General features: G+C 63.7%; 16 protein-coding genes. 11 read left to right on the top strand and 5 right to left on the bottom strand.

Going from position 1 to position 19,749, the window contains the following annotated elements:
* Positions 1-15: 15 nt before the first annotated feature.
* Both P3G66_RS06470 and cofC read right to left on the bottom strand, forming a co-directional pair.
* Positions 16-2,259: an RNA degradosome polyphosphate kinase gene (locus P3G66_RS06470; protein WP_003942685.1), complete on the bottom strand. Its 2,244-nt coding sequence runs from the start codon at positions 2,257-2,259 to the stop codon at positions 16-18.
* Between the two features lie 51 nt (positions 2,260-2,310).
* Positions 2,311-3,060, bottom strand: a complete 750-nt coding sequence (gene cofC, locus P3G66_RS06465) for a 2-phospho-L-lactate guanylyltransferase (protein ID WP_080552786.1) — start codon at positions 3,058-3,060, stop codon at positions 2,311-2,313.
* Between the two features lie 126 nt (positions 3,061-3,186).
* Between cofC and P3G66_RS06460 the strand changes: the two genes are divergently transcribed.
* The 3 genes from P3G66_RS06460 (at position 3,187) to P3G66_RS06450 (ending at position 6,511) form a co-directional block, all read left to right on the top strand.
* Entirely contained in the window at positions 3,187-4,185 is a 999-nt protein-coding gene (locus P3G66_RS06460) for an NAD(P)H-dependent glycerol-3-phosphate dehydrogenase (RefSeq protein WP_030535420.1), read from the top strand.
* Positions 4,182-5,333: a cystathionine gamma-lyase gene (locus P3G66_RS06455; protein WP_042925741.1), complete on the top strand. Its 1,152-nt coding sequence runs from the start codon at positions 4,182-4,184 to the stop codon at positions 5,331-5,333. Before P3G66_RS06460 ends, P3G66_RS06455 begins: the two co-directional genes overlap by 4 nt.
* 71 nt (positions 5,334-5,404) lie before the next feature.
* Positions 5,405-6,511 (top strand): D-alanine--D-alanine ligase family protein, encoded by a 1,107-nt coding sequence (locus P3G66_RS06450; RefSeq protein WP_276116323.1) that lies wholly within the window; start codon positions 5,405-5,407, stop codon positions 6,509-6,511.
* Here P3G66_RS06450 and P3G66_RS06445 read toward each other — a convergent pair whose 3' ends face one another.
* Positions 6,512-7,204, bottom strand: coding sequence for a DUF3515 domain-containing protein (locus tag P3G66_RS06445; RefSeq protein WP_276116322.1), 693 nt, complete (start codon positions 7,202-7,204; stop codon positions 6,512-6,514).
* Between the two features lie 77 nt (positions 7,205-7,281).
* On the opposite strand from P3G66_RS06445, the gene P3G66_RS06440 reads away from it, so the two are divergent.
* From P3G66_RS06440 to P3G66_RS06430, 3 genes are read left to right on the top strand one after another with little or no spacing between them, the layout of a single operon-like run.
* Entirely contained in the window at positions 7,282-8,313 is a 1,032-nt protein-coding gene (locus P3G66_RS06440) for a thiamine-phosphate kinase (RefSeq protein ID WP_082920675.1), read from the top strand.
* Positions 8,314-8,322: 9 nt separating this feature from the next.
* On the top strand, positions 8,323-8,844 hold the full coding sequence (locus tag P3G66_RS06435; protein WP_003942761.1) for a gamma carbonic anhydrase family protein: 522 nt from the start codon (positions 8,323-8,325) through the stop codon (positions 8,842-8,844).
* A complete protein-coding gene (locus P3G66_RS06430) occupies positions 8,844-9,515 on the top strand; it encodes a uracil-DNA glycosylase (protein WP_042450832.1) in 672 nt (223 codons plus the stop codon). Before P3G66_RS06435 ends, P3G66_RS06430 begins: the two co-directional genes overlap by 1 nt.
* Before the next feature lie 66 nt (positions 9,516-9,581).
* On the opposite strand, the gene P3G66_RS06425 is transcribed toward P3G66_RS06430, so the two are convergent.
* Together P3G66_RS06425 and rpmB are read right to left on the bottom strand one after the other, a co-directional pair.
* The gene (locus tag P3G66_RS06425; protein ID WP_003942812.1) at positions 9,582-10,376 is read right to left on the bottom strand and encodes an enoyl-CoA hydratase-related protein; all 795 of its coding nucleotides are present in this window, start codon (positions 10,374-10,376) and stop codon (positions 9,582-9,584) included.
* Between the two features lie 131 nt (positions 10,377-10,507).
* Complete coding sequence (rpmB, locus tag P3G66_RS06420; protein WP_003942669.1) at positions 10,508-10,699, bottom strand: 50S ribosomal protein L28; 192 nt, start codon at positions 10,697-10,699, stop codon at positions 10,508-10,510.
* A gap of 333 nt (positions 10,700-11,032) precedes the next feature.
* On the opposite strand from rpmB, the gene P3G66_RS06415 reads away from it, so the two are divergent.
* The 5 genes from P3G66_RS06415 to coaD all read left to right on the top strand — a co-directional run bounded on the left by P3G66_RS06415 (position 11,033) and on the right by coaD (position 19,656).
* The gene (locus P3G66_RS06415; protein WP_050656645.1) at positions 11,033-12,742 is read left to right on the top strand and encodes a DAK2 domain-containing protein; all 1,710 of its coding nucleotides are present in this window, start codon (positions 11,033-11,035) and stop codon (positions 12,740-12,742) included.
* Positions 12,743-12,815: 73 nt separating this feature from the next.
* Positions 12,816-15,077: an ATP-dependent DNA helicase RecG gene (gene recG / locus P3G66_RS06410; protein WP_003942757.1), complete on the top strand. Its 2,262-nt coding sequence runs from the start codon at positions 12,816-12,818 to the stop codon at positions 15,075-15,077.
* Positions 15,078-15,197: 120 nt separating this feature from the next.
* Positions 15,198-18,602: a pyruvate carboxylase gene (locus tag P3G66_RS06405; RefSeq protein ID WP_276116321.1), complete on the top strand. Its 3,405-nt coding sequence runs from the start codon at positions 15,198-15,200 to the stop codon at positions 18,600-18,602.
* Positions 18,599-19,165, top strand: a complete 567-nt coding sequence (gene rsmD, locus P3G66_RS06400) for a 16S rRNA (guanine(966)-N(2))-methyltransferase RsmD (RefSeq protein ID WP_030535425.1) — start codon at positions 18,599-18,601, stop codon at positions 19,163-19,165. Before P3G66_RS06405 ends, rsmD begins: the two co-directional genes overlap by 4 nt.
* Positions 19,162-19,656 carry a pantetheine-phosphate adenylyltransferase gene (coaD, locus tag P3G66_RS06395; protein ID WP_003942776.1) on the top strand — a complete coding sequence of 165 codons (495 nt, stop codon included), beginning with the start codon at positions 19,162-19,164 and terminating at the stop codon, positions 19,654-19,656. Before rsmD ends, coaD begins: the two co-directional genes overlap by 4 nt.
* The last annotated feature ends 93 nt before the right edge of the window (positions 19,657-19,749 follow it).

The following is a 19,749-nucleotide window of genomic DNA, read 5'->3' as shown; positions in this document are numbered from 1 at the left end:
TGTGATCCGAGCCCGTCAAGACCCGCTGGCGGTGCGACTGCGCATCAACGACTGTTGATGCTCACGTACGTCCTCACCGCGTTCGGGGGCAGCGACCCAACTCCCGTCCGGATGCAGTACCCAGCAGCGAGTTCGGGGATCGAGCGCGGAGTCGAAGATGTCACCGAGTTGCTTCGACAGTTTCGGGTCCTTGACCTGCACCATGACCTCGACGCGGCGATCGAGGTTGCGGTGCATCATGTCTGCGCTGCCGATCCAGAATTCGTCGGCCGAGCGGAAATGGAACATTCGCGAGTGTTCGAGGAAGCGTCCGAGAATGGAACGTACTTCGATGTTTTCGCTGAGGCCGGGAACGCCCGGCTTGAGCGCGCAGATTCCGCGGACCACGATCTCGACGGGGATACCGGCCTTGGACGCGCGGTACAACGCGTCGATGACCTGCTCGTCGACCAATGCGTTGGCCTTCAAGCGGATACCGGCATCGCGGCCTGCGAGCTTGTGAGCGATCTCGTTGTCGATCCGCTCGATGATCCCGCGGCGAACCCCGTACGGCGCTACGAGAAGGTTGCGGTAGCTCGTCTTTCGGGAGTATCCGGTCAGCGAGTTGAAGAGGTCGGTGAGGTCTGCACCGATCTCCGGTGCTGCGGTGAGCAATCCGACGTCCTCGTACATGCGCGCGGTCTTCGGGTTGTAGTTGCCCGTGCCGATGTGGCAGTAACGACGAATGGTCGAGCCCTCTCGTCTGACGACGAGGCACGTCTTGCAGTGAGTCTTGAGACCGACGAGACCGTAGACGACGTGAACGCCGGCCTGCTCGAGTTTGCGTGCCCACTTGATGTTGGCCTGCTCGTCGAAGCGGGCCTTGATCTCCACCAGCGCGACAACCTGCTTGCCCGCTTCGGCGGCGTCGATCAGTGCATTGACGATGGGGGAGTCGCCGGAAGTGCGGTACAGGGTCTGCTTGATCGCGAGCACCTGCGGGTCGGCGGCGGCCTGTTCGATGAAGCGTTGAACGCTTGTGGAAAACGAGTCGTATGGGTGGTGGACGAGCACGTCGCCTTCGCGCAGGGTCGAGAACACGCTCTTCGGAGTCTCGCGTTCACCGAACGCCGGATGCGTCGCCGGGACGAACGGAGCGTCTTTGAGAGCGGGGCGGTCGACGGCGTAAACCTGCCAGAGGCAGGACAAGTCGAGGAGACCGGAAACCTCGATCACGTCGGCCGGATCGACGTCGAGTTCACGCAGAAGCAGTTCGAGCATGTGCTCGGTCATGTCGTCGGCAACTTCGAGGCGAACGGGTGAACCGAAACGACGACGCGCCAATTCACGTTCGAGTGCCTGCAGCAGATCCTCGTCCCGATCTTCTTCGACCTCGAAATCGGCGTTGCGTGTGATTCGGAAAGCGTGATGTTCGACGATTTCCATTCCGGGGAACAGCACGTCCAGATGAGCCGAAATCAGTTCTTCCATCGGGAGGAAAGAATCGATGGTGGACGAAGATGTCGTGCTCTTGACTCGCACGAACCGGCCGACGTTGTCGGGAACCTTGACGCGAGCGAAGTGTTCGCCGCGGGTGACGGAGTCCTTCACTGTCACGGCGAGGTTGAGGCTCAGTCCGCTGATGTAGGGGAACGGGTGGGCGTGATCGACTGCCAACGGCGTCAGTACCGGGAAGACCTGCTCGTGGAAATGCGCCGAGAGCCGGCCGTGATCGTCGGCACTGAGGTCGGCCCATCGAACAATTGAAATGCCTTCTGCCGCCAGGGCAGGGCGGACCGAGTCGAGAAACACGTGTGCGTGCTTGTCAGCGAGTTCCTGGGTGCGACGCGCGATGAGCGCCAATTGTTCGCGTGGGGAGAGGCCGTCGGCGGACCTGACCGACAGTCCCGTCTCGTCGCGGCGCTTGAGTCCGGCGACCCGGACCATGAAAAATTCGTCGAGATTGGAAGCGAAGATGGCGAGGAACTTTGCGCGTTCGAGCAACGGCAGTGACTCGTCGGCAGCCAATGCGAGAACACGGGCATTGAAATCGAGCCAGCTGAGTTCGCGGTTGAGGTAACGATCCTCGGGAAGTCCGACGAGCAATTCGGGTAGCTCTGCCTTGGTAGCTGCAGGGGGAGCGCCCGGGATGTTGGTGGCGACCGCGACGGCCTGAGATCGCGGCGAGGTGGCCGCGCCGTTCTCGTGCCGGCCGGAGCTGTGGTCTCCGTCCGACTGGTCTTCGGAAATACGGTTTTCGAGTGCTTCGCCATTGCTCACTCGTCGATCATCCCCCACAATCGCGCGGTCCGACAATCGATGAAAGAAAATTCATCGACTGTTCGACGGCGTGGCCTTGAGTCTGGTCAACGAAGCCGATGTCGCGGGGCCTACTCCCAGTGCTCGCACAGTGCCGAGATCGGCATGGGTGTCGACGTCGGTGCGCAGTCCCGGCCATTGGCCGTTGAGTGGACGAGCACCTGAATTGGCATGTCCAAGTGCGGATTCCGGCCCGAACCGAGGGTCGAGCGCGCTTTCGCCGCACGCAAACAATGCGGAAGTGCCGGTGCCGTGGTGATCGACGACGACTGAACGTCCGCCGCTTCGGGCCGCGGCCACGGCCTCCGTCAGTTCGCTCGGTTGCATGGCGGGCAAGTCGGCTTGCAGCACAACGAGGTCGACCACTCCGCGCTTGGCTCGGATATCGGCGGCCGCTGCACTCAACGCCGCGTTGAGGGTTTCCTCCGTGCGCGGTGTTGCGCCGTTGGTTCGGGCGCCGTCGGGAGCTGGATCGGCGTAGACCGTCACGCCGACGGAATATGCAAGGGCGGCAACGGTGGGGTCTGGGGTGACCACTGTGACGCTGTCGATGGCCGAGACGGCTGCAACTGTGGCGAGGGTGTCGTGAAGCATGGCCAACACGAGGTCTGCACGCGCGTCCGAGTCGAGTTCGCCCGCGAGGCGGGACTTGGCCGATCTCAAGGACTTGACGGCCACTATCGCATGCATGGGGCGTTCGATCTCCGTGCGCGCATGCGGTGTCTCCACGGCGTGTGGGTACGGGGGTTCCGCGCTGTCCATCCCTCGATCTTGCCAGTCATCACGCTCGGTGTCCGCGGCTGCCCACCGCAGTGCACCACAGGCGATACTCTGTGCAGACGATTTTTCTGGCGGCGACCCGCTTCGCCGGGTAGACGGGGTGAGCGTGTGAGTAAGGCAGCTGTATTGGGCGCAGGTTCGTGGGGAACGGCGTTGGCGAAGGTGATGGCCGAGGCCGGAACCGACGTGACGATGTGGGCCAGGCGTGAAGAGGTCGCGAAGCGCATCGACACCACGCACGAGAACAGCGACTATCTGCCAGGCATTGCTTTGCCTTCGTCGATTCGCGCGACCCACCACCACGAGGAGGCGATGGCAGGTGCTGACTTCATCGTGCTGGCGGTTCCCTCGCAGTCGCTACGAGCAAACCTGGAGCAGTGGAAAGGCTCGATCGGACCCGATGCGACTCTGCTGAGTCTGGCCAAGGGAATCGAGACCGGGACGCTCATGCGCATGAGCCAGGTCATCGTGTCGGTGACCGGCGTGGAACCGGGGCGCGTCGCGGTGCTCTCGGGCCCGAACCTTGCACACGAGATCGCCGGCGGGCAGCCCGCGGCGACGGTGATCGCCTGTTCGGATTCCTCGCGTGCCCTCGCTCTCCAGGATGCTTGTGCTACCGGCTATTTCAGGCCGTACACCAACTCCGACGTCATCGGATGCGAGATCGGTGGTGCGTGTAAGAACGTGATCGCGCTGGCCTGCGGCATGGCCGCCGGCAGTGGATTCGGCGACAACACGGTTGCCAGCATCATCACCCGTGGGCTCGCCGAGACGATTCGTCTCGGCGTTGCGCTCGGCGCCAAGGCGTCGACTCTTGCAGGCTTGGCGGGCGTCGGTGACCTGGTAGCGACCTGCACGTCCGAGTTGTCGCGAAACCGGACGTTCGGAGAGCGGCTCGGACGAGGCGGGTCGATGGAGTCGGCACAGAAGGCAACCAACGGTCAGGTCGCCGAGGGCGTGAAGTCGTGCACGTCGGTACGCGCACTCGCTGCCGGATACGACGTGGAGATGCCGTTGACCGACGCGGTCCACCGGGTGTGCCACGAAGGCATGGCCGTCAGCGATGCGATCGGTCAGTTGCTCGGACGCCGGACGAAGCCGGAATGAGTGAAATCGGTGTGGGTCGCTTCGAGGATTACGGGGATTCGACGCGCAGCGTGAGCGCCGTCGCGCGCGAACACGCCGCGGGTCAGCCCATGCAACTGGGCCCGATATTCGCTGCGCCGTACCAACTTTCGGCGGACGAAGGTTCCGAGTCCGATACCTATGCACGTGCATCGAACCCGGGTTGGCGCGGACTCGAATCCGCGCTCGCGGCGCTCGAGAGAGCGGACCACGCCCTCGTCATGGGATCGGGGATGTCCGCGATCACCGCTACCTTGCGCAGCGTCCTCGTCGCGGGGGATACCGTCGTCGTGCCCTCGGACGGGTATTACCAAGTGCGGTTGTACGCGAACGAGCGCCTCGCGCCGTTGGGAATCACCGTTCGCGAGGTTTCGACTCTGCAGATGGGCGACGCGAGCTTCGTAGATCTGCTCGACGCGTCACCGGGCCGCGTGGTCGTCGTCGCCGAGACGCCGTCCAACCCGGTGCTGGACGTGGTCGACCTTCGCGTGCTCGCCGACGTGTGCCACCGTTCGGGTGCGCTGCTGATCGTCGACAACACGACCGCGACACCGCTGGGTCAGCGCCCGCTCGAATTGGGTGCCGACGTCGTGGTGGCCAGCGGTACCAAGGCTCTCAGCGGGCACAGTGACCTCCTGATGGGTTACGTCGCCACCTCCGATACGGCGGTGAGTCGGCAAATCGAGCGTGAGCGACTTCTCTCGGGAACGGTGCTCGGCCCCTTCGAGACGTGGCTTGCGCACCGGAGTCTCGGCACGGCAGGCCTGCGATTCGGGCGTCAGTGCGACAACGCGCTGGCGCTTGCCGAGATGTTGGTGGATCACAAAGCAGTCCGGTCCGTTCGTTACCCCGGCCTTCGCGGTGACCCGTCCTATGCAACGGCATCCGGTCAGATGAATCGATTCGGTGGATTGGTGAGCGTCGAGTTGGATTCGGCTCAGGCATTCCACTCGTTCGTCGAAGCGAGCGCTCTCGTCACGGCTGCTACCAGCTTCGGCGGGATCCACACGACGGCGGATCGCCGTGCGCGCTGGGGCGATCCGGTCAGTGCGGGGTTTGTCCGAATCGCTTGTGGCATCGAGGACACCGCCGATCTCCTGGCCGACATCGAGCGCGCACTCGACGCGTAAACGGGCCGGGTCGACGAAATCGGTCCGGCCCGATCGCGTGCCGCAGTCGATTCGGCGGTACGGTTTGACGCGTGAACAGCAGTCGTACCCGCGTGGCCGTGATCTTCGGTGGCCGGAGCAATGAGCATTCAGTGTCCTGTGTTTCCGCCGGAAGCGTCCTGAGCAACCTCGACCCCGATCGGTACGACGTCGTACCGATCGGCATCACTGTCGACGGTTCCTGGGTGCTCGGTTCGAGCGACCCCAGTTCCCTCGCGATCAGCGGGCGCGCGCTGCCGTCGGTCGACAAAGACGGAACGTCGGTGGTCCTCAGCGCGGACCCCACCCGCGAGGGCGAGGTCATCTCCTTCGACGGCTCCGACGCCGGTGCTGTGCTCGCGTCGGTCGACGTCGTGTTCCCCGTTCTTCATGGGGCTTACGGCGAAGACGGCACGATCCAGGGTCTGCTCGAACTTGCCGGGATTCCGTACGTCGGACCCGGAGTTCTGGCCAGCGCCGCCGGCATGGACAAAGAGTTCACGAAGAAGCTTCTTGCTGCTGAAGGACTTCCCGTCGGAGTGCAGGTCGTGCTTCGACCGGGAACCGCAACGCTGACCGAAGAGCAGAAGGCGGAATTGGGCCTTCCGGTTTTCGTCAAGCCCGCTCGTGGAGGCTCGTCCATCGGCATCACTCGGGTGAGCAATTGGGACGGTCTGGACGGGGCGATCGCTCATGCACGCCTGCATGATCCCAAGGTGATCGTCGAAGGCGCGATCATCGGCCGCGAGGTGGAATGCGGCGTCCTCGAATTCCCGAACGGCGACGTCAAGGCGAGTGTGGTCGCAGAGATCCGGATGCCGGATTCCGACGCCGATTCGGACGCATTCTACGACTTCGACACCAAGTACCTCGACGACGTCTGTGAATTCGACATCCCCGCGAAACTCGACGAGTCGGTGAGCGACCAGATTCGAGAGCTTGCTGTCCGCGCGTTCAAGGCACTCGATTGCCAGGGACTCTCGCGGGTCGATTTCTTCGTCACGGCTGACGGCCCGGTGATCAACGAGATCAACACGATGCCCGGGTTCACTTCCATCTCGATGTACCCGAAGATGTGGAACGCCACCGGAATCGATTACCGCACTTTGATTTCGACTCTGGTCGACACCGCCATCGCTCGCGGCACCGGCCTTCGCTGATCAGGGAACCGCGACCGGCGCCGGGTCGAGAGGCTTCTGTTCGAGGGTCGCCGTGATGGTGTCGGAGATTTCCTGAATCGGCGTCGGACCGGTCCCGTCGGGGATCGTGATACCGATGTATTCACCGCGGTCTACGGCAAACCAAGTGCTCGCCGCCAAACCGATGTCGGTTCCCGAGACCTGGAACCACTGGACACCGTTCACGACCTGTAGTGCTGCAGCCTGGTCGAACTCGGACGGACGGTCGAGTCCGCAGCGCAAGACGATCGGCTCTCCTTCGCTGCGCTGCCACGCTGCCGCACCGGCCGGAGCAGGTTCCACCAATTCGGCTTTCGTGAAGTCGTCGATCTTGTCGGGGAGCGCGCCGAGAAGGGAAACGCAGGCCGGCGACTCCGCTGCCGGTGCCGGTACGGGTCCCAATGCAACCGGCGAGAGTTCAGGGTTGTTTCCCGCGACGACGGCCGCGATCACTACTCCGACGATCAGGGCTACCGGGAGTGCGATGGCGGTGGCGATCAGCGCCGGACTGCGGCGCTCTGACGGATCGTCGTCGCCGTCGGGGTCGATGTCGGCGTTGTCTGCGGTGGAGGTGTTGTCTGCCATGCTCAGTTCTTCGCTCGGGTCCTGGTCCAGTCGATCAGCGGTCTTGTCACTTCTGAGAGCATGTCGGTGAATCGGTAGGATTGCCGACACACGCGTGAGCTTGCAGAAGCATTCACGACCACAGCTAGAAGGTACCGCAGGCCGCTTACGAGCGAATTGCGTCGGCATTGGAGAGACTCATCGCATCATCGGAGTTCACTGCATCATCGGAGTTCGGGTCGGAGCCCACTGTCGAGCAGGTGGGGGAGTTCGACGTGATCGCGCGATCTCTTCTCGGCCGAATCCAACCGGTCACCACTGAATTGGGGCCGGGTGACGATGCCGCCATCGTGACTTCCGGAGACGGCCGTGTGGTCGTCTCGTCCGACATGTTGGTCGAAGGTCGACATTTCCGAATGGATTGGTCTTCACCACGCGACATCGGCCGGAAGGCAGTGGCACAGAACGCTGCTGATGTGGTCTCGATGGGAGCGCGGCCGACGGCCTTCACGGTGTCTCTGGGGTGCCCGCCTTCGACACCCGTCGACGTGGTCGACGCAATCTCCGCGGGAATCTGGGACGCGGCAACCGATCTGGGTGCCGGTGTGGTCGGCGGTGACCTGGTCCAGTCACCGGTGATCGTGGTGTCGGTGACCGTGCTCGGCGATCTCGGTGGCCGTGCGGCAGTTCTGCGTTCGGGAGCAAAGATCGGTGACAAGATCGCGGTCGCCGGGTTGTTCGGTTGCTCGGCAGCAGGGTTGGCACTACTGCTCGACGAAGCCGTACTGCTCGACAAGCCCGCAAACTTTCCAGATTTGCTTGCCTCCCATCGCGTTCCGAATCCGCCGTATCAATCGGCATGGGACGCCGCAGAATCAGCACATTCCATGACGGACGTGTCCGACGGATTGATCGCGGACCTCCGACATCTCGCAGAGGCCTCGCACGTGCGGTTCGACATCTTCTCGGCTGCGGTTCCGACCTCACCGGATGTCGCATCGGCGGCCGAGGCACTCGACGTCGATCCGCTGGACTGGATCCTCTCCGGTGGTGAAGATCACGGATTTGCAGCAACTTTCGGGCCTGAGGTCGAGATTCCGTCGGGTTGGATCGTGATCGGTGAGGTTGCCGCCGGTTCGGGCGTGAGCGTCGACGGTTCGCTTCGCGAGAGCGACGGGGGCTGGCACAGCTTTTCGACCACCGGTACCACCGCGGTATAGGTTGCTTTCATGGCTGTATACGCACTTGGAGACAGAGTTCCGGACATTCATCCGGACGCATACGTCCACCCGGACGCGGTGGTGATCGGCGCCGTGACTCTCGCAGCGGGTACCTCGATCTGGCCGCAAGCGGTATTGCGTGGTGACTACGGAACCATTTCGGTGGGAATCGGATCGAACATCCAGGACGGAACCGTCATCCATTGCACCGCCGTCGATGCGACTGTCATCGGTTCCGGTTGCGTCGTGGGCCACAACGCGCACATCGAGGGATCGACCATCGAGGACCATTGCCTGATCGCGTCGGGGTCAGTTGTTCTCAACGGAACGGTGATCGGGACGGGGTCGATCGTCGCCGCTGGTGCGGTGGTGGCCAACAAGATGCAGGTTCCGCCGCGCAGCATGGCACTCGGTGTCCCCGCCAAGGTCCGTGCGGGATACGAGGTTCCGCTCGGTCACCTCGACGGCAACGTCAAGATGTACGCAGCCAATGCGGCGTACTACCGCGACGCGTTGCGCAGGCTCGACTGATGGCGCCGCTTGCAGAGATCGTCGACCCAGGGTGGGCGCGAGCACTCGAACCGGTGTCGGAGCAGATCACCGCGATGGGTAAGTTCTTGCGCGAAGAGATCGCTGCGGGACGGGAGTACCTGCCGGCGGGGGAGAACGTCTTGCGTGCGTTCACGAACCCTTTCGAGGACGTTCGAGTGCTCATCGTCGGTCAGGACCCTTATCCGACGCCCGGTCACGCTGTCGGGTTGAGCTTTTCGGTTGCACCGGACGTGCGGCCGGTTCCGCGAAGTCTCGGCAACATCTACAAGGAGTATCACCAGGATCTCGGGTTGCCGATACCGCCGAACGGCGATCTGACACCGTGGTCGAAACAAGGTGTGCTGCTTCTCAATCGCGTTCTCACCGTGCAGCCGGGTCAAGCCGCTTCTCATCGTAAGAAGGGCTGGGAGCCGGTGACCGAGCAGGCTATCCGCGCTCTGGTCGCGCGGTCGTCACCGATGGTGGCGATCTTGTGGGGTCGTGACGCGGCCACTCTCGCGCCGATGCTCGGCGACACACCGATCATCGAATCCGCGCACCCGTCACCGCTTTCGGCCTCGCGTGGCTTCTTCGGTTCGCGCCCCTTCAGTCGTGCGAACGAACTCTTGACCGGACTCGGAGCCGATCCGGTCGACTGGAATCTGGGCTGATCGAACGGTGTCTGCACGAACCGGCCTGCCGAACGTCGAGTCGCGACGTTCGGCACGGCAGTTCGACTAGGCCTGCTTTGCGGAAGTGAAATCGGGCCGACGCTTGTCGACGAACGCGTCGACGCCCTCGCGTCCGATCGGGCTGTTCGCTGCGATGGCGATGGACGCGGCTTCGGCGTCGAGTTGCTCGGCGAGCGAGTTCGTCCGCGACGAACGCAGCAGTGCTTTGATTCCCGAGTACGACGTACTCGGTCCGTTGGCCAGAGCGCGGGCGAGGCGAGCTGCCTCTTCTTGGACCTCGTCGTCACCGACGAGTCGGGTGAGGATCCCCAGGCGGACGGCTTCGTCGCCACCGATCACCGAATCGTTGAGAAGAATCTCGCGAGCGCGTGCCACGCCGACGATGCGTGGAAGCGTCCACGACATTCCGCCGTCCGGGGTGAAACCGATGGAGGGGTACGCGGGGCGAAGCTTGGTGCCGGTGCCGCCGATTGCGACGTCGGCGAGGCAGACCAGGCTCATTCCGGCGCCGGCAGCCCATCCGTGGACCCCGGCCACCACTGGAGCGGTCGCAGCGTCGAGCGCGCGAACGAACACGTGGAAGACGCGGGCAACCTCGGCCACGTACTCGCCGCGGTCAGGGGCTGCGGCGAACGCACGGACGTTGCCGCCGGCACAGAAGTTTGCGCCTTCGCCGACCAGAAGGATGCTCCCGATGTCGTTTCCGACTGTCTCGAGCGCCTGCGCGCCCTGAACCAGTCCTTCGTCGTCGAGGGAGGTGCCGTTGGCGGCGGTGGAAATGGTGATGCGGAGTACGCCCTCGTCGAGGGTCACTTTGCTCAGGTCATCGATGGAAGTCACTCAACGCACATTACGGGTGTCCGACAGCCATACGAAACACGGGGACACATAGATACAGCCACATAGATACAGCTCTGCCCCCGTCACCGAAGTGACGGGGGCAGAGCCTGCAATAGTTTGTGCTCGGGCAATCAGCCCCGAGCGACCTTGCCTGCCTTCAGGCAGGAGGTGCACACGTTGACCTTACGGGTGTTACCCGGGGCAACCTCGGTACGAACAGACTGAATGTTCGGGTTCCAGCGACGATTGGTACGCCGGTGCGAGTGCGAGACCGACTTACCGAAGCCGGGCCCCTTGGCGCATACGTCGCAGACGGCAGCCATAGTCGCGAACTCCTTGTTAGAAATGAATATTGAAGTGGTTACCCTACACGGTAGGGCAGCCAGAATTACAATCCGAATATACTCGACTTCGAACCGATCCTTGACCGCTCACTGTGCAGCCGAACGTGAAAACAGTCAATCAGCAACAAACAAAGTGCAGCATTATTTCGTGTAGCCCGTTCGAGGCAACCGTGTAAGAGTAACCGCTTCCGGCCCGAATGGCCAAACCGCCCGGTAATGACGGTTGCGCAGAAGCGTCGGACTACCCTCGACTGCACCGATCACCGATCTCTTTTTCATCGTCAGTCTTTCCATCGTCGAGGGGAACCGTCAGTGGGGGAAGTGCAACGCGTCGCCGAAGAAGCGGAATCCGTCGCGGACGGACATCTGCTGCGGCGCTGGGCCCGCCGGGCGGTCGACAGCCTCCAGAAACGTCGCGGTGAGATCAACAACCTCAACGTCTTTCCCATCCCTGATTCGGATACCGGCACCAATCTGCTGTTCACGATGCGGGCTGCACTCGATTCCGCCGAGACGATCGAGGACGACGTCCGCAGTGCGGGCCGCGTCGCCAACGCTCTGGCTCGGGGCGCCGTGTCCGGTGCTCGCGGTAATTCCGGAGTGATCCTCTCCCAGGTGATCCGGGGCATCGCCGAGAGCGTTCAAGGTGAGCACATCGACGGCCGTAGCTTCGCGAACTCGCTGACCACGGCGACGACGCTGGCCTCTCGGGCTGTCTCCGATCTGGTGGAAGGCACCATCGTCACGGTATTGCGTGCATCGGGAGAAGCAGCGCAGGAGTGCGTCGACACCAGGACACCGAGCGGCGAGGATCTTGCATCCGTGGTTGCCGCCGCTGCCGATGCCGCTGCGGTCGCACTGAACAAGACGCCGGAGCAACTGGACGTTCTCGCGTCCGCCGGGGTGGTCGATGCCGGGGGATTCGGTCTGGTTCTGATCCTCGACGCCTTTGTCGAGGTGCTGACCGGGAAGCCGCAGGTTCGCGAAGATCTGGGGACGCCGGACCCGAGGTCGAGCGCAGTTGTCGACGTCAGCGCATTCGATCACGATTGGGCTCACAAGAGCCCGATCGAATGTGGTGATCACTCGGAACAGGATTTCGAGGTCATGTACCTCGTCGACGACTCCGACGACGATCGCATGACGGCGCTGCGCACGCGGCTGTCCGTCCTCGGAGATTCGACGGTCATCGTCAGCGACGGTTTCGGCGGCTGGTCGGTGCACGTGCATTGCTGCGATGCCGGTGCAGCCGTGGAAGCCGGCCTCGAGGCCGGGAAGGTGCACGGTATTCGCATCAGCAGTTTTCTCGTCGACGAACGCGACCAGTTGGTGGCACGGGCGGAGAGGCGATTCCCCGGGGCCGGCGCGCGCGGCGTACTGGCCGTCGTTGCCGGTGACAGCGCGGCGGCGTTGTTCGAGAGTGAGGGTGCGACGGTTCTTCGGTGCGACGATGCGCCGGTGACACGCGCACAACTGCTCGGCCGCATTCGTCAGATGGAACGCAGCGAAGTTCTGGTGCTTCCGAACGGAGCTTTGACCGCGCAGGAACTCGTCGCAGTCAGTGCCGCTGCACGCGATCCGCTTCACCAGGTTCTGCTGCTGTCGACGTCGTCGATGGTCCAGGGCTTGGCAGCACTTGCCGTTCACGACCCTCAGCGCAACGTCGCCGACGACGGCTTCACGATGTCCGAGGCGGCGGCCGCCACGCGCTGGGGATCGTTGCGGATCGCGGTCGAGCGTTCGCTGACCTACGTCGGGACATGTGATCCGGGTGACGCGATCGGTCTGATGGGGCACGAGGTGGTGCTCATCGGTCCCGACGTCGCGGAGTCGAGTGCGCGACTGGTCGACCTCGCGCTCGGATCCGGCGGCGAACTCGTGACCCTACTCATGGGCGCCGACGCGCCGGACGACCTGGCCGGGCAGCTCGAGGCGCACGTCGTCGCGCACCACCCGGGCGTCGACGTGCTCGTCTATCAGGGTGATCAGCCGGGTGACCTGTTCCAGTTGGGTGTGGAGTGATCGAACCTGGTCTGTCGGTGACTGCTGATATACGAACACATGTGCTTACCGCGACACTGTGCTGGAGGAACTGATGGCGACGCTCGCCGACCCACTCGATCGGCTGCTGGGAAAGAAGACCGCGGACGCGCTCGACGAGGCATTCGAGATCCGCACCGTCGAGGACCTGCTGCGTCACTACCCACACCGGTACGCGTCGGCAGGCAAGGAACTCGCCGAGAAGGAGCCGCCCGAGGGTGAGCACATCACCATCATCGCGCGGGTGGCGTCGGCCGCCGTCGTGAAGATGAAGAACCGTCCGGGGCAGATGTTGCGAGTATCGCTGGCGACTGATTCGCAGACCGTCGACGTCACGTTCTTCAACCCGCAGAAGGTGCGGCACGTCATCAAGCCCGGCGTTCGGGCGATGTTCTCCGGGACGGTGAAGTACTTCCGCGGCAAGTGGTCTCTCACTCATCCGAGCTACCTGATTCTCCCGGAACCTCGTGTCGGCGAAGAGGATTCGGTAGTTCCGCTTGCATCCATCAAGGGAGCCGGTGACCTTGCGGGCCTGGCTCGCGCAAATCAGGATCCCGGCGCCGAACTCGATCTGTCCGTCTTCGACCGCGCGTTGATCCCGCTGTACCCGGCGACCCGCGAGGTCGAGAGCTGGACCATCATGCGGTGCGTGCGGCAAGTGCTCGACCAACTCGATCCGATCGAGGAGCCGTTGCCCGCCGAGACTCGGGCCGAGCACGGATTCATCGGTTTGGACGAGGCGCTGCGCACCGTTCACCTGCCAGATACCAAGGAAGACATCGAACGAGCACAGGATCGTCTGCGTTTCGACGAGGCGCTGTCTCTGCAGTTGGTCCTCGCGATGCGTCGTCACGACAATTCCGAGCGTGTGGCTCCGGCCTGCGCTCCGGTCGCCGGCGGGATCGCGGACCAGTTCGAGGAGATGCTCCCGTTCACTCTGACGGAGGGACAGCAAGCAGTCGCGGAGGAGATCTCCACCGACCTTGCCCGCCCACACCCGATGAGCCGCCTTCTTCAGGGCGAGGTCGGGTCAGGCAAGACGATCGTGGCTCTGCGCGCGATGCTGCAGGTCGTCGATGCGGGTTATCAGTGCGCGTTGCTCGCACCCACCGAGGTCCTGGCAAATCAGCACGCGCGATCACTGCGCAAGATGATGGGCTCGCTGGCTGCAGGTGGTGAACTCGGTTCTGCCGAACATTCCACCCGTATCGCCCTTCTTACCGGCTCACTGCCTGTCGCTGCGAAGCGCGCAGCGCTGCTCGAAGCCGTGACCGGCGACGCCGGGATCGTCATCGGTACCCATGCGCTCATTCAGGACAACGTCGAGTTCTTCAACCTCGGCATGGTTGTCGTCGACGAGCAACACCGCTTCGGCGTCGAGCAACGTGATCAGTTGCGATCACGTGCCCGTGAAGGACTGAGTCCGCATCTGCTGGTGATGACGGCAACGCCGATTCCGCGAACCATCGCCATGACCGTGCTCGGCGACCTCGAGGTCTCGACCCTGCGAGAGCTTCCACGTGGGCGAACCCCGATCAAGAGCAGTGTCGTGCCCGCGAAGCAGAAGCCGCAGTGGGTCGATCGCGCATGGGAACGAATCCGTGAGGACGTCGCCGACGGCCGTCAGGCGTATGTCGTGTGCTCGCGGATCGGTGACGGCGAGCAGGGTGCAGGCGAAGATCAGTTCACCGAGGAGAAGCAGCCCGAGACCAAGTCGGCGGTCGACGTCTTCGAAGAGCTGTCGAGTGGTCCGCTGGCCGATCTGCGAGTCGGGTTGCTGCACGGTCGACTGCCTTCCGACGAAAAGGACGTGGTGATGAGCGCGTTCAACGTCGGTGACATCGACGTCCTCGTCTGTACGACCGTTGTCGAAGTCGGTGTCGACGTTCCGAACGCGACGGTGATGGTGATCGTCGACGCCGAGCGGTTCGGCGTCAGTCAGCTCCATCAGTTGCGTGGCCGCGTCGGTCGAGGGAAACACCAGGGACTGTGCATCCTCGTCACCGGAAGCAATCCCGGGGGGCCGGCGTACGAGCGGCTCTCGGCGGTGGCAGCGACCAACGACGGGTTCGAACTGGCTCAACTCGACCTCGCGACCAGACGTGAAGGAGACATCCTCGGTGCGGCGCAGTCGGGCACAACCTCGAATCTGCGGCTGCTTTCCCTCATGGCCCATGGAGACATCCTCGAGTCCGCCAGGGAGTTCGCTCAGGGAATCGTCGACTCCGATCCGTCGCTCGACGGTCATCCCGCCCTCGCTTCCATGGTGACCGCTGCCCTGGACTCCGACCGGATCGAGTACCTCGAGAAGTCGTGAAGGGTATGACGACAAGCTGAAATCGAATAGCACGAGGACCGCCGGGTTGGTTTCTCGATTCAGTCCGAAATATGAGACTCCGCATGTAGACGCAAGATGAAATCGGGGTAGTTTTCTCGAATGTTCTCCAAAGTGCTCGTCGCGAACCGCGGCGAAATTGCGATCCGTGCCTTCCGCGCCGCCTACGAACTAGGTGCCGGAACCGTCGCGGTGTTCCCGTACGAGGATCGGAATTCGATCCACCGTCTCAAGGCAGACGAGAGCTACCAGATCGGGGAGAAGGGTCACCCCGTTCGCGCGTATCTCTCGGTCGAGGAAATCGTCGCCGCCGCCAAGAGCGCCGGAGCCGACGCCATCTACCCCGGTTACGGCTTCCTCTCCGAGAACCCGGACTTGTCGGCGGCGTGTGCCGAGGCAGGCATCAAGTTCGTCGGCCCGTCCGCCGAGATCCTCGAGTTGACCGGAAACAAGGCTCGGGCCATCGCAGCGGCAAAGGCCGCCGGTCTCCCGGTGCTCGCGTCTTCGGAGCCGTCAGCGGACATCGACGAGTTGCTCGCAGCCGCCGAGGACATGAACTTCCCGCTCTTCGTCAAGGCTGTCGCAGGCGGCGGTGGGCGCGGAATGCGCCGTGTTGCGGAGCGCTCACAGCTCAAGGAATCGATCGAAGCCGCAGCGCGCGAAGCGGAATCGGCCTTCGGCGATTCGACGGTCTTCCTCGAGCAGGCCGTCATCGACCCGCGGCACATCGAAGTGCAGATCCTCGCCGACGAGCAGGGCAACGTCATCCACCTCTTCGAGCGTGACTGCTCGCTGCAACGTCGCCACCAGAAGGTGATCGAGCTCGCTCCGGCGCCCAATCTTTCGGAAGAGTTGCGCGCCAAGATCTGTGCCGACGCCGTCGCCTTCGCGAAGGAGATCGGATACACGTGCGCGGGCACCGTCGAGTTCCTTCTCGACAAGCGCGGCAACCACGTCTTCATCGAGATGAACCCGCGAATTCAGGTCGAGCACACCGTCACCGAAGAAGTGACGGACGTGGACCTGGTCCAGTCGCAGCTCAAGATCGCGTCCGGTTCGACGCTTGCAGAACTTGGTCTGTCACAGGAGACGATCAAGCTTCGCGGCGCGGCGCTGCAGTGCCGCATCACGACCGAGGATCCGGCAAACGGATTCCGCCCGGACACCGGCCGTATCACCGCGTACCGCACCCCGGGCGGAGCCGGTATCCGCTTGGACGGTGGCGCCACACTCGGCGCCGAGGTCGGAGCGTACTTCGATTCCATGCTGGTCAAACTCACTTGTCGCGGTCGCGACCTCGAAGCCGCTGTGGCGCGAGCTCGCCGCGCGGTCACCGAGTTCCGCATTCGTGGTGTCTCGACCAACATTCCGTTCCTGCAGGCGGTTCTCGACGACCCGGACTTCCGGGCCGGACGTGTGACGACCTCCTTCATCGAGGAACGTCCTCAGTTGCTGACTCTGCGTTCTTCGGCAGACCGCGGCACGAAGATCCTGACCTACCTCGCGGATGTGACGGTCAACAAGCCTCACGGTGAGCGGCCCTCGGCGGTGTACCCGCAGGACAAGCTGCCCAAGATCGATCTTTCGACGCCTCCTCCTGCCGGTAGCCGTCAGCGCCTGCTCGAACTCGGACCCGAAGGTTTCGCGAAGGCACTGCGTGAGCAGAAGGCCGTCGGCGTCACCGACACCACCTTCCGTGACGCGCACCAGTCGTTGTTGGCCACGCGAGTTCGAACCAGCGGACTGCTCGGAGTTGCCGGGCACGTTGCGCGGTTGACGCCGGAACTGCTCTCGATCGAAGCCTGGGGCGGCGCGACCTACGATGTGGGACTTCGCTTCCTGCACGAGGATCCGTGGTACCGGCTTGCCGCACTGCGTGAGGCGATTCCCAACATCTGCCTCCAGATGCTTCTTCGCGGTCGAAACACGGTGGGCTACACGCCGTATCCCGAAAAGGTCACGCGCGCATTCGTTCAGGAAGCCACCGACACCGGCATCGACATCTTCCGAATCTTCGACGCGCTCAACAACGTCGACCAGATGCGCCCTGCCATCGACGCGGTGCGTGAGACCGGAACGGCTCTCGCCGAGGTGGCGTTGAGCTACACCGGCGATCTGTCGGATCCGAACGAAACGCTGTACACGCTCGACTACTACCTGAAGTTGGCAGAAGAGATCGTCGATGCGGGCGCTCATGTGCTCGCGATCAAGGACATGGCGGGCCTGCTGCGCGCTCCGGCGGCCACCAAGCTCGTGACGGCGCTACGCAGCAACTTCGATCTTCCGGTTCACGTCCACACGCATGACACCCCCGGTGGACAGTTGGCCACGTATTTCGCCGCGTGGCAGGTGGGCGCCGACGCAGTCGACGGTGCTTCGGCGGCACTGGCCGGAACCACCAGTCAGCCTGCGCTCTCGGCCATCGTCGCCGCTGCCGCGCACTCCGAGTTCGACACCGGACTGAACCTGCAGAACGTGTGCGACCTCGAACCGTACTGGGAGGCGCTGCGAAAGGTGTACGCGCCGTTCGAATCCGGACTGCCGGCGCCGACGGGACGTGTGTACACGCACGAGATTCCGGGCGGCCAGCTCTCCAATCTCCGGACCCAGGCCGTTGCTCTCGGTCTCGGCGACCGGTTCGAAGAGGTCGAAGCCAAGTACGCCGACGCGGACCGCATGCTCGGGCATCTCGTGAAGGTGACGCCGTCGTCGAAGGTCGTCGGCGACCTCGCCCTCCACCTTGTCGGCGCCGGCGTGCCTTCGGAGGAGTTTGCCGCAGATCCGGCGAAGTTCGACATTCCCGACTCCGTGGTGGGCTTCCTGCGCGGTGAACTCGGTACGCCTCCCGGTGGTTGGCCGGAACCGTTCCGCAGCAAGGCACTCGAAGGACGTGGCCAGGCCAAGCCCGAAGCGACGTTGTCCGCTGAGGACGAGGTGCTGCTCGAGGGCTCGTCGAAGGACCGTCAGGCGACGCTGAATCGTCTGCTGTTCCCCGGCCCGACAAAGGAATTCCTCGAACACCGCGAGAAGTACGGTGACACGTCGCGGCTTTCGGCGAACCAGTTCTTCTACGGTTTGCGGCGCGGCGACGAACACCGCGTCGAGTTGGCTCCCGGCGTTGAGCTGATCATCGGTCTCGAAGCGATCTCCGAGCCCGACGAGCGCGGCTACCGCACTGTCATGTGCATCCTGAACGGTCAATTGCGCCCGGTCTCGATCCGCGATCGCTCCATTGCCAGTGACGTACCGGTGGCGGAGAAGGCCGACAAGAACAACCCGGGCCACGTGGCTGCACCGTTCGCGGGCGTCGTGACGCTCGCGGTGAAGGAAGGCCAGAAGATCGAGGCCGGCGACACCGTGGCCACGATCGAAGCAATGAAGATGGAAGCGGCGATCACCTCGCCGCGCGCCGGCGTCGTCTCTCGGATCGCGATCAGCGCCGTCCAACAGGTCGAGGGCGGAGACCTGCTGGTAGTCGTCTCGACGGGGGAGAGCGCCGCAGAGTGACACGCATCATCTCGGGACTCGCGGGCGGTCGACGCCTGCGAGTCCCGCCGAGCGGCACCCGTCCGACGTCGGATCGGGTTCGTGAGGCGCTGTTCAGTGCTCTCGAAGCGCGCATCGATCTCGAAGGGTGCGCGGTTCTCGACCTCTTTGCGGGTTCGGGTGCTCTCGGCCTCGAGGCGCTCTCGCGGGGAGCCGAGCACGTTGTTCTCGTGGAATCGGATGCCAAGGCTGCTGCCGTCATCAAGGCGAACATCGGCACTGTCGCGTTGCCTGGGGCGACGGTTCGCGCCGCTCCGGTTGCGGCCGTGGTCTCGGGTCCGAGCGCGCGTGAATACGACATCGTGATCGCGGACCCACCGTATGCGGTGACCGACGAGGCCGTCGTGTCCATGCTCACCGATCTGCAGGCCAACAAATGGGTGGGGGAGGGCACGATCGTGGTACTCGAACGATCGTCGCGCTCGCCGGAGACCGTGTGGCCTCAGGGCTACGAGCCGATCAAGGCCAAGAACTACGGTGAAGCCCGCATCGAGCTGGCCACCTGCTACGGTCTGGACTCATGACTGGCGCCGTCTGCCCCGGATCCTTCGACCCTGTGACCAACGGTCACCTCGACGTAATCGGAAGAGTTGCTGCGCAATTCGACGAGGTCGTGGTCACCGTGCTGATCAACAAGAGCAAGCGTGGCATGTTCACGATCGACGAGCGGATCGAGATGCTCGAAGACGCGACGAGTCACCTGCCCAACGTTCGCGTCACGTCGTGGCACGGATTGTTGGTCGACTACGCGAAACAAGAAGGCCTCAGCGCGATCGTCAAGGGTCTGCGCGGCGCGAACGACTTCGATTACGAGCTGCAGATGGCTCAGATGAATCAGAAGCTCACGGGCGTCGACACACTGTTCGTCGCCACGAATCCGACGTACAGCTACCTGTCGAGTTCTCTGGTGAAGGAAGTCGCGACTTTCGGCGGCGACGTCTCCGACATGTTGCCGGCCAAAGTGCATTCTCGGCTACTCGCACGTATCGCCGAGCGAGCAGCCGAAAACAGCTGATCCCCGACACACCGACCACGACGACACCCCGTTGGCCGTTCTTCCGGCAAACTTGGACAGGAACGGGCACAGGTCCGAGTGGACCGGTGACGA

It is taken from the genome of Rhodococcus sp. C3V, assembly GCF_029269915.1.
In the GTDB taxonomy this organism is placed as follows: domain Bacteria; phylum Actinomycetota; class Actinomycetes; order Mycobacteriales; family Mycobacteriaceae; genus Rhodococcus_F; species Rhodococcus_F qingshengii.
This window is presented reverse-complemented; position numbering and strand designations above follow the sequence as displayed.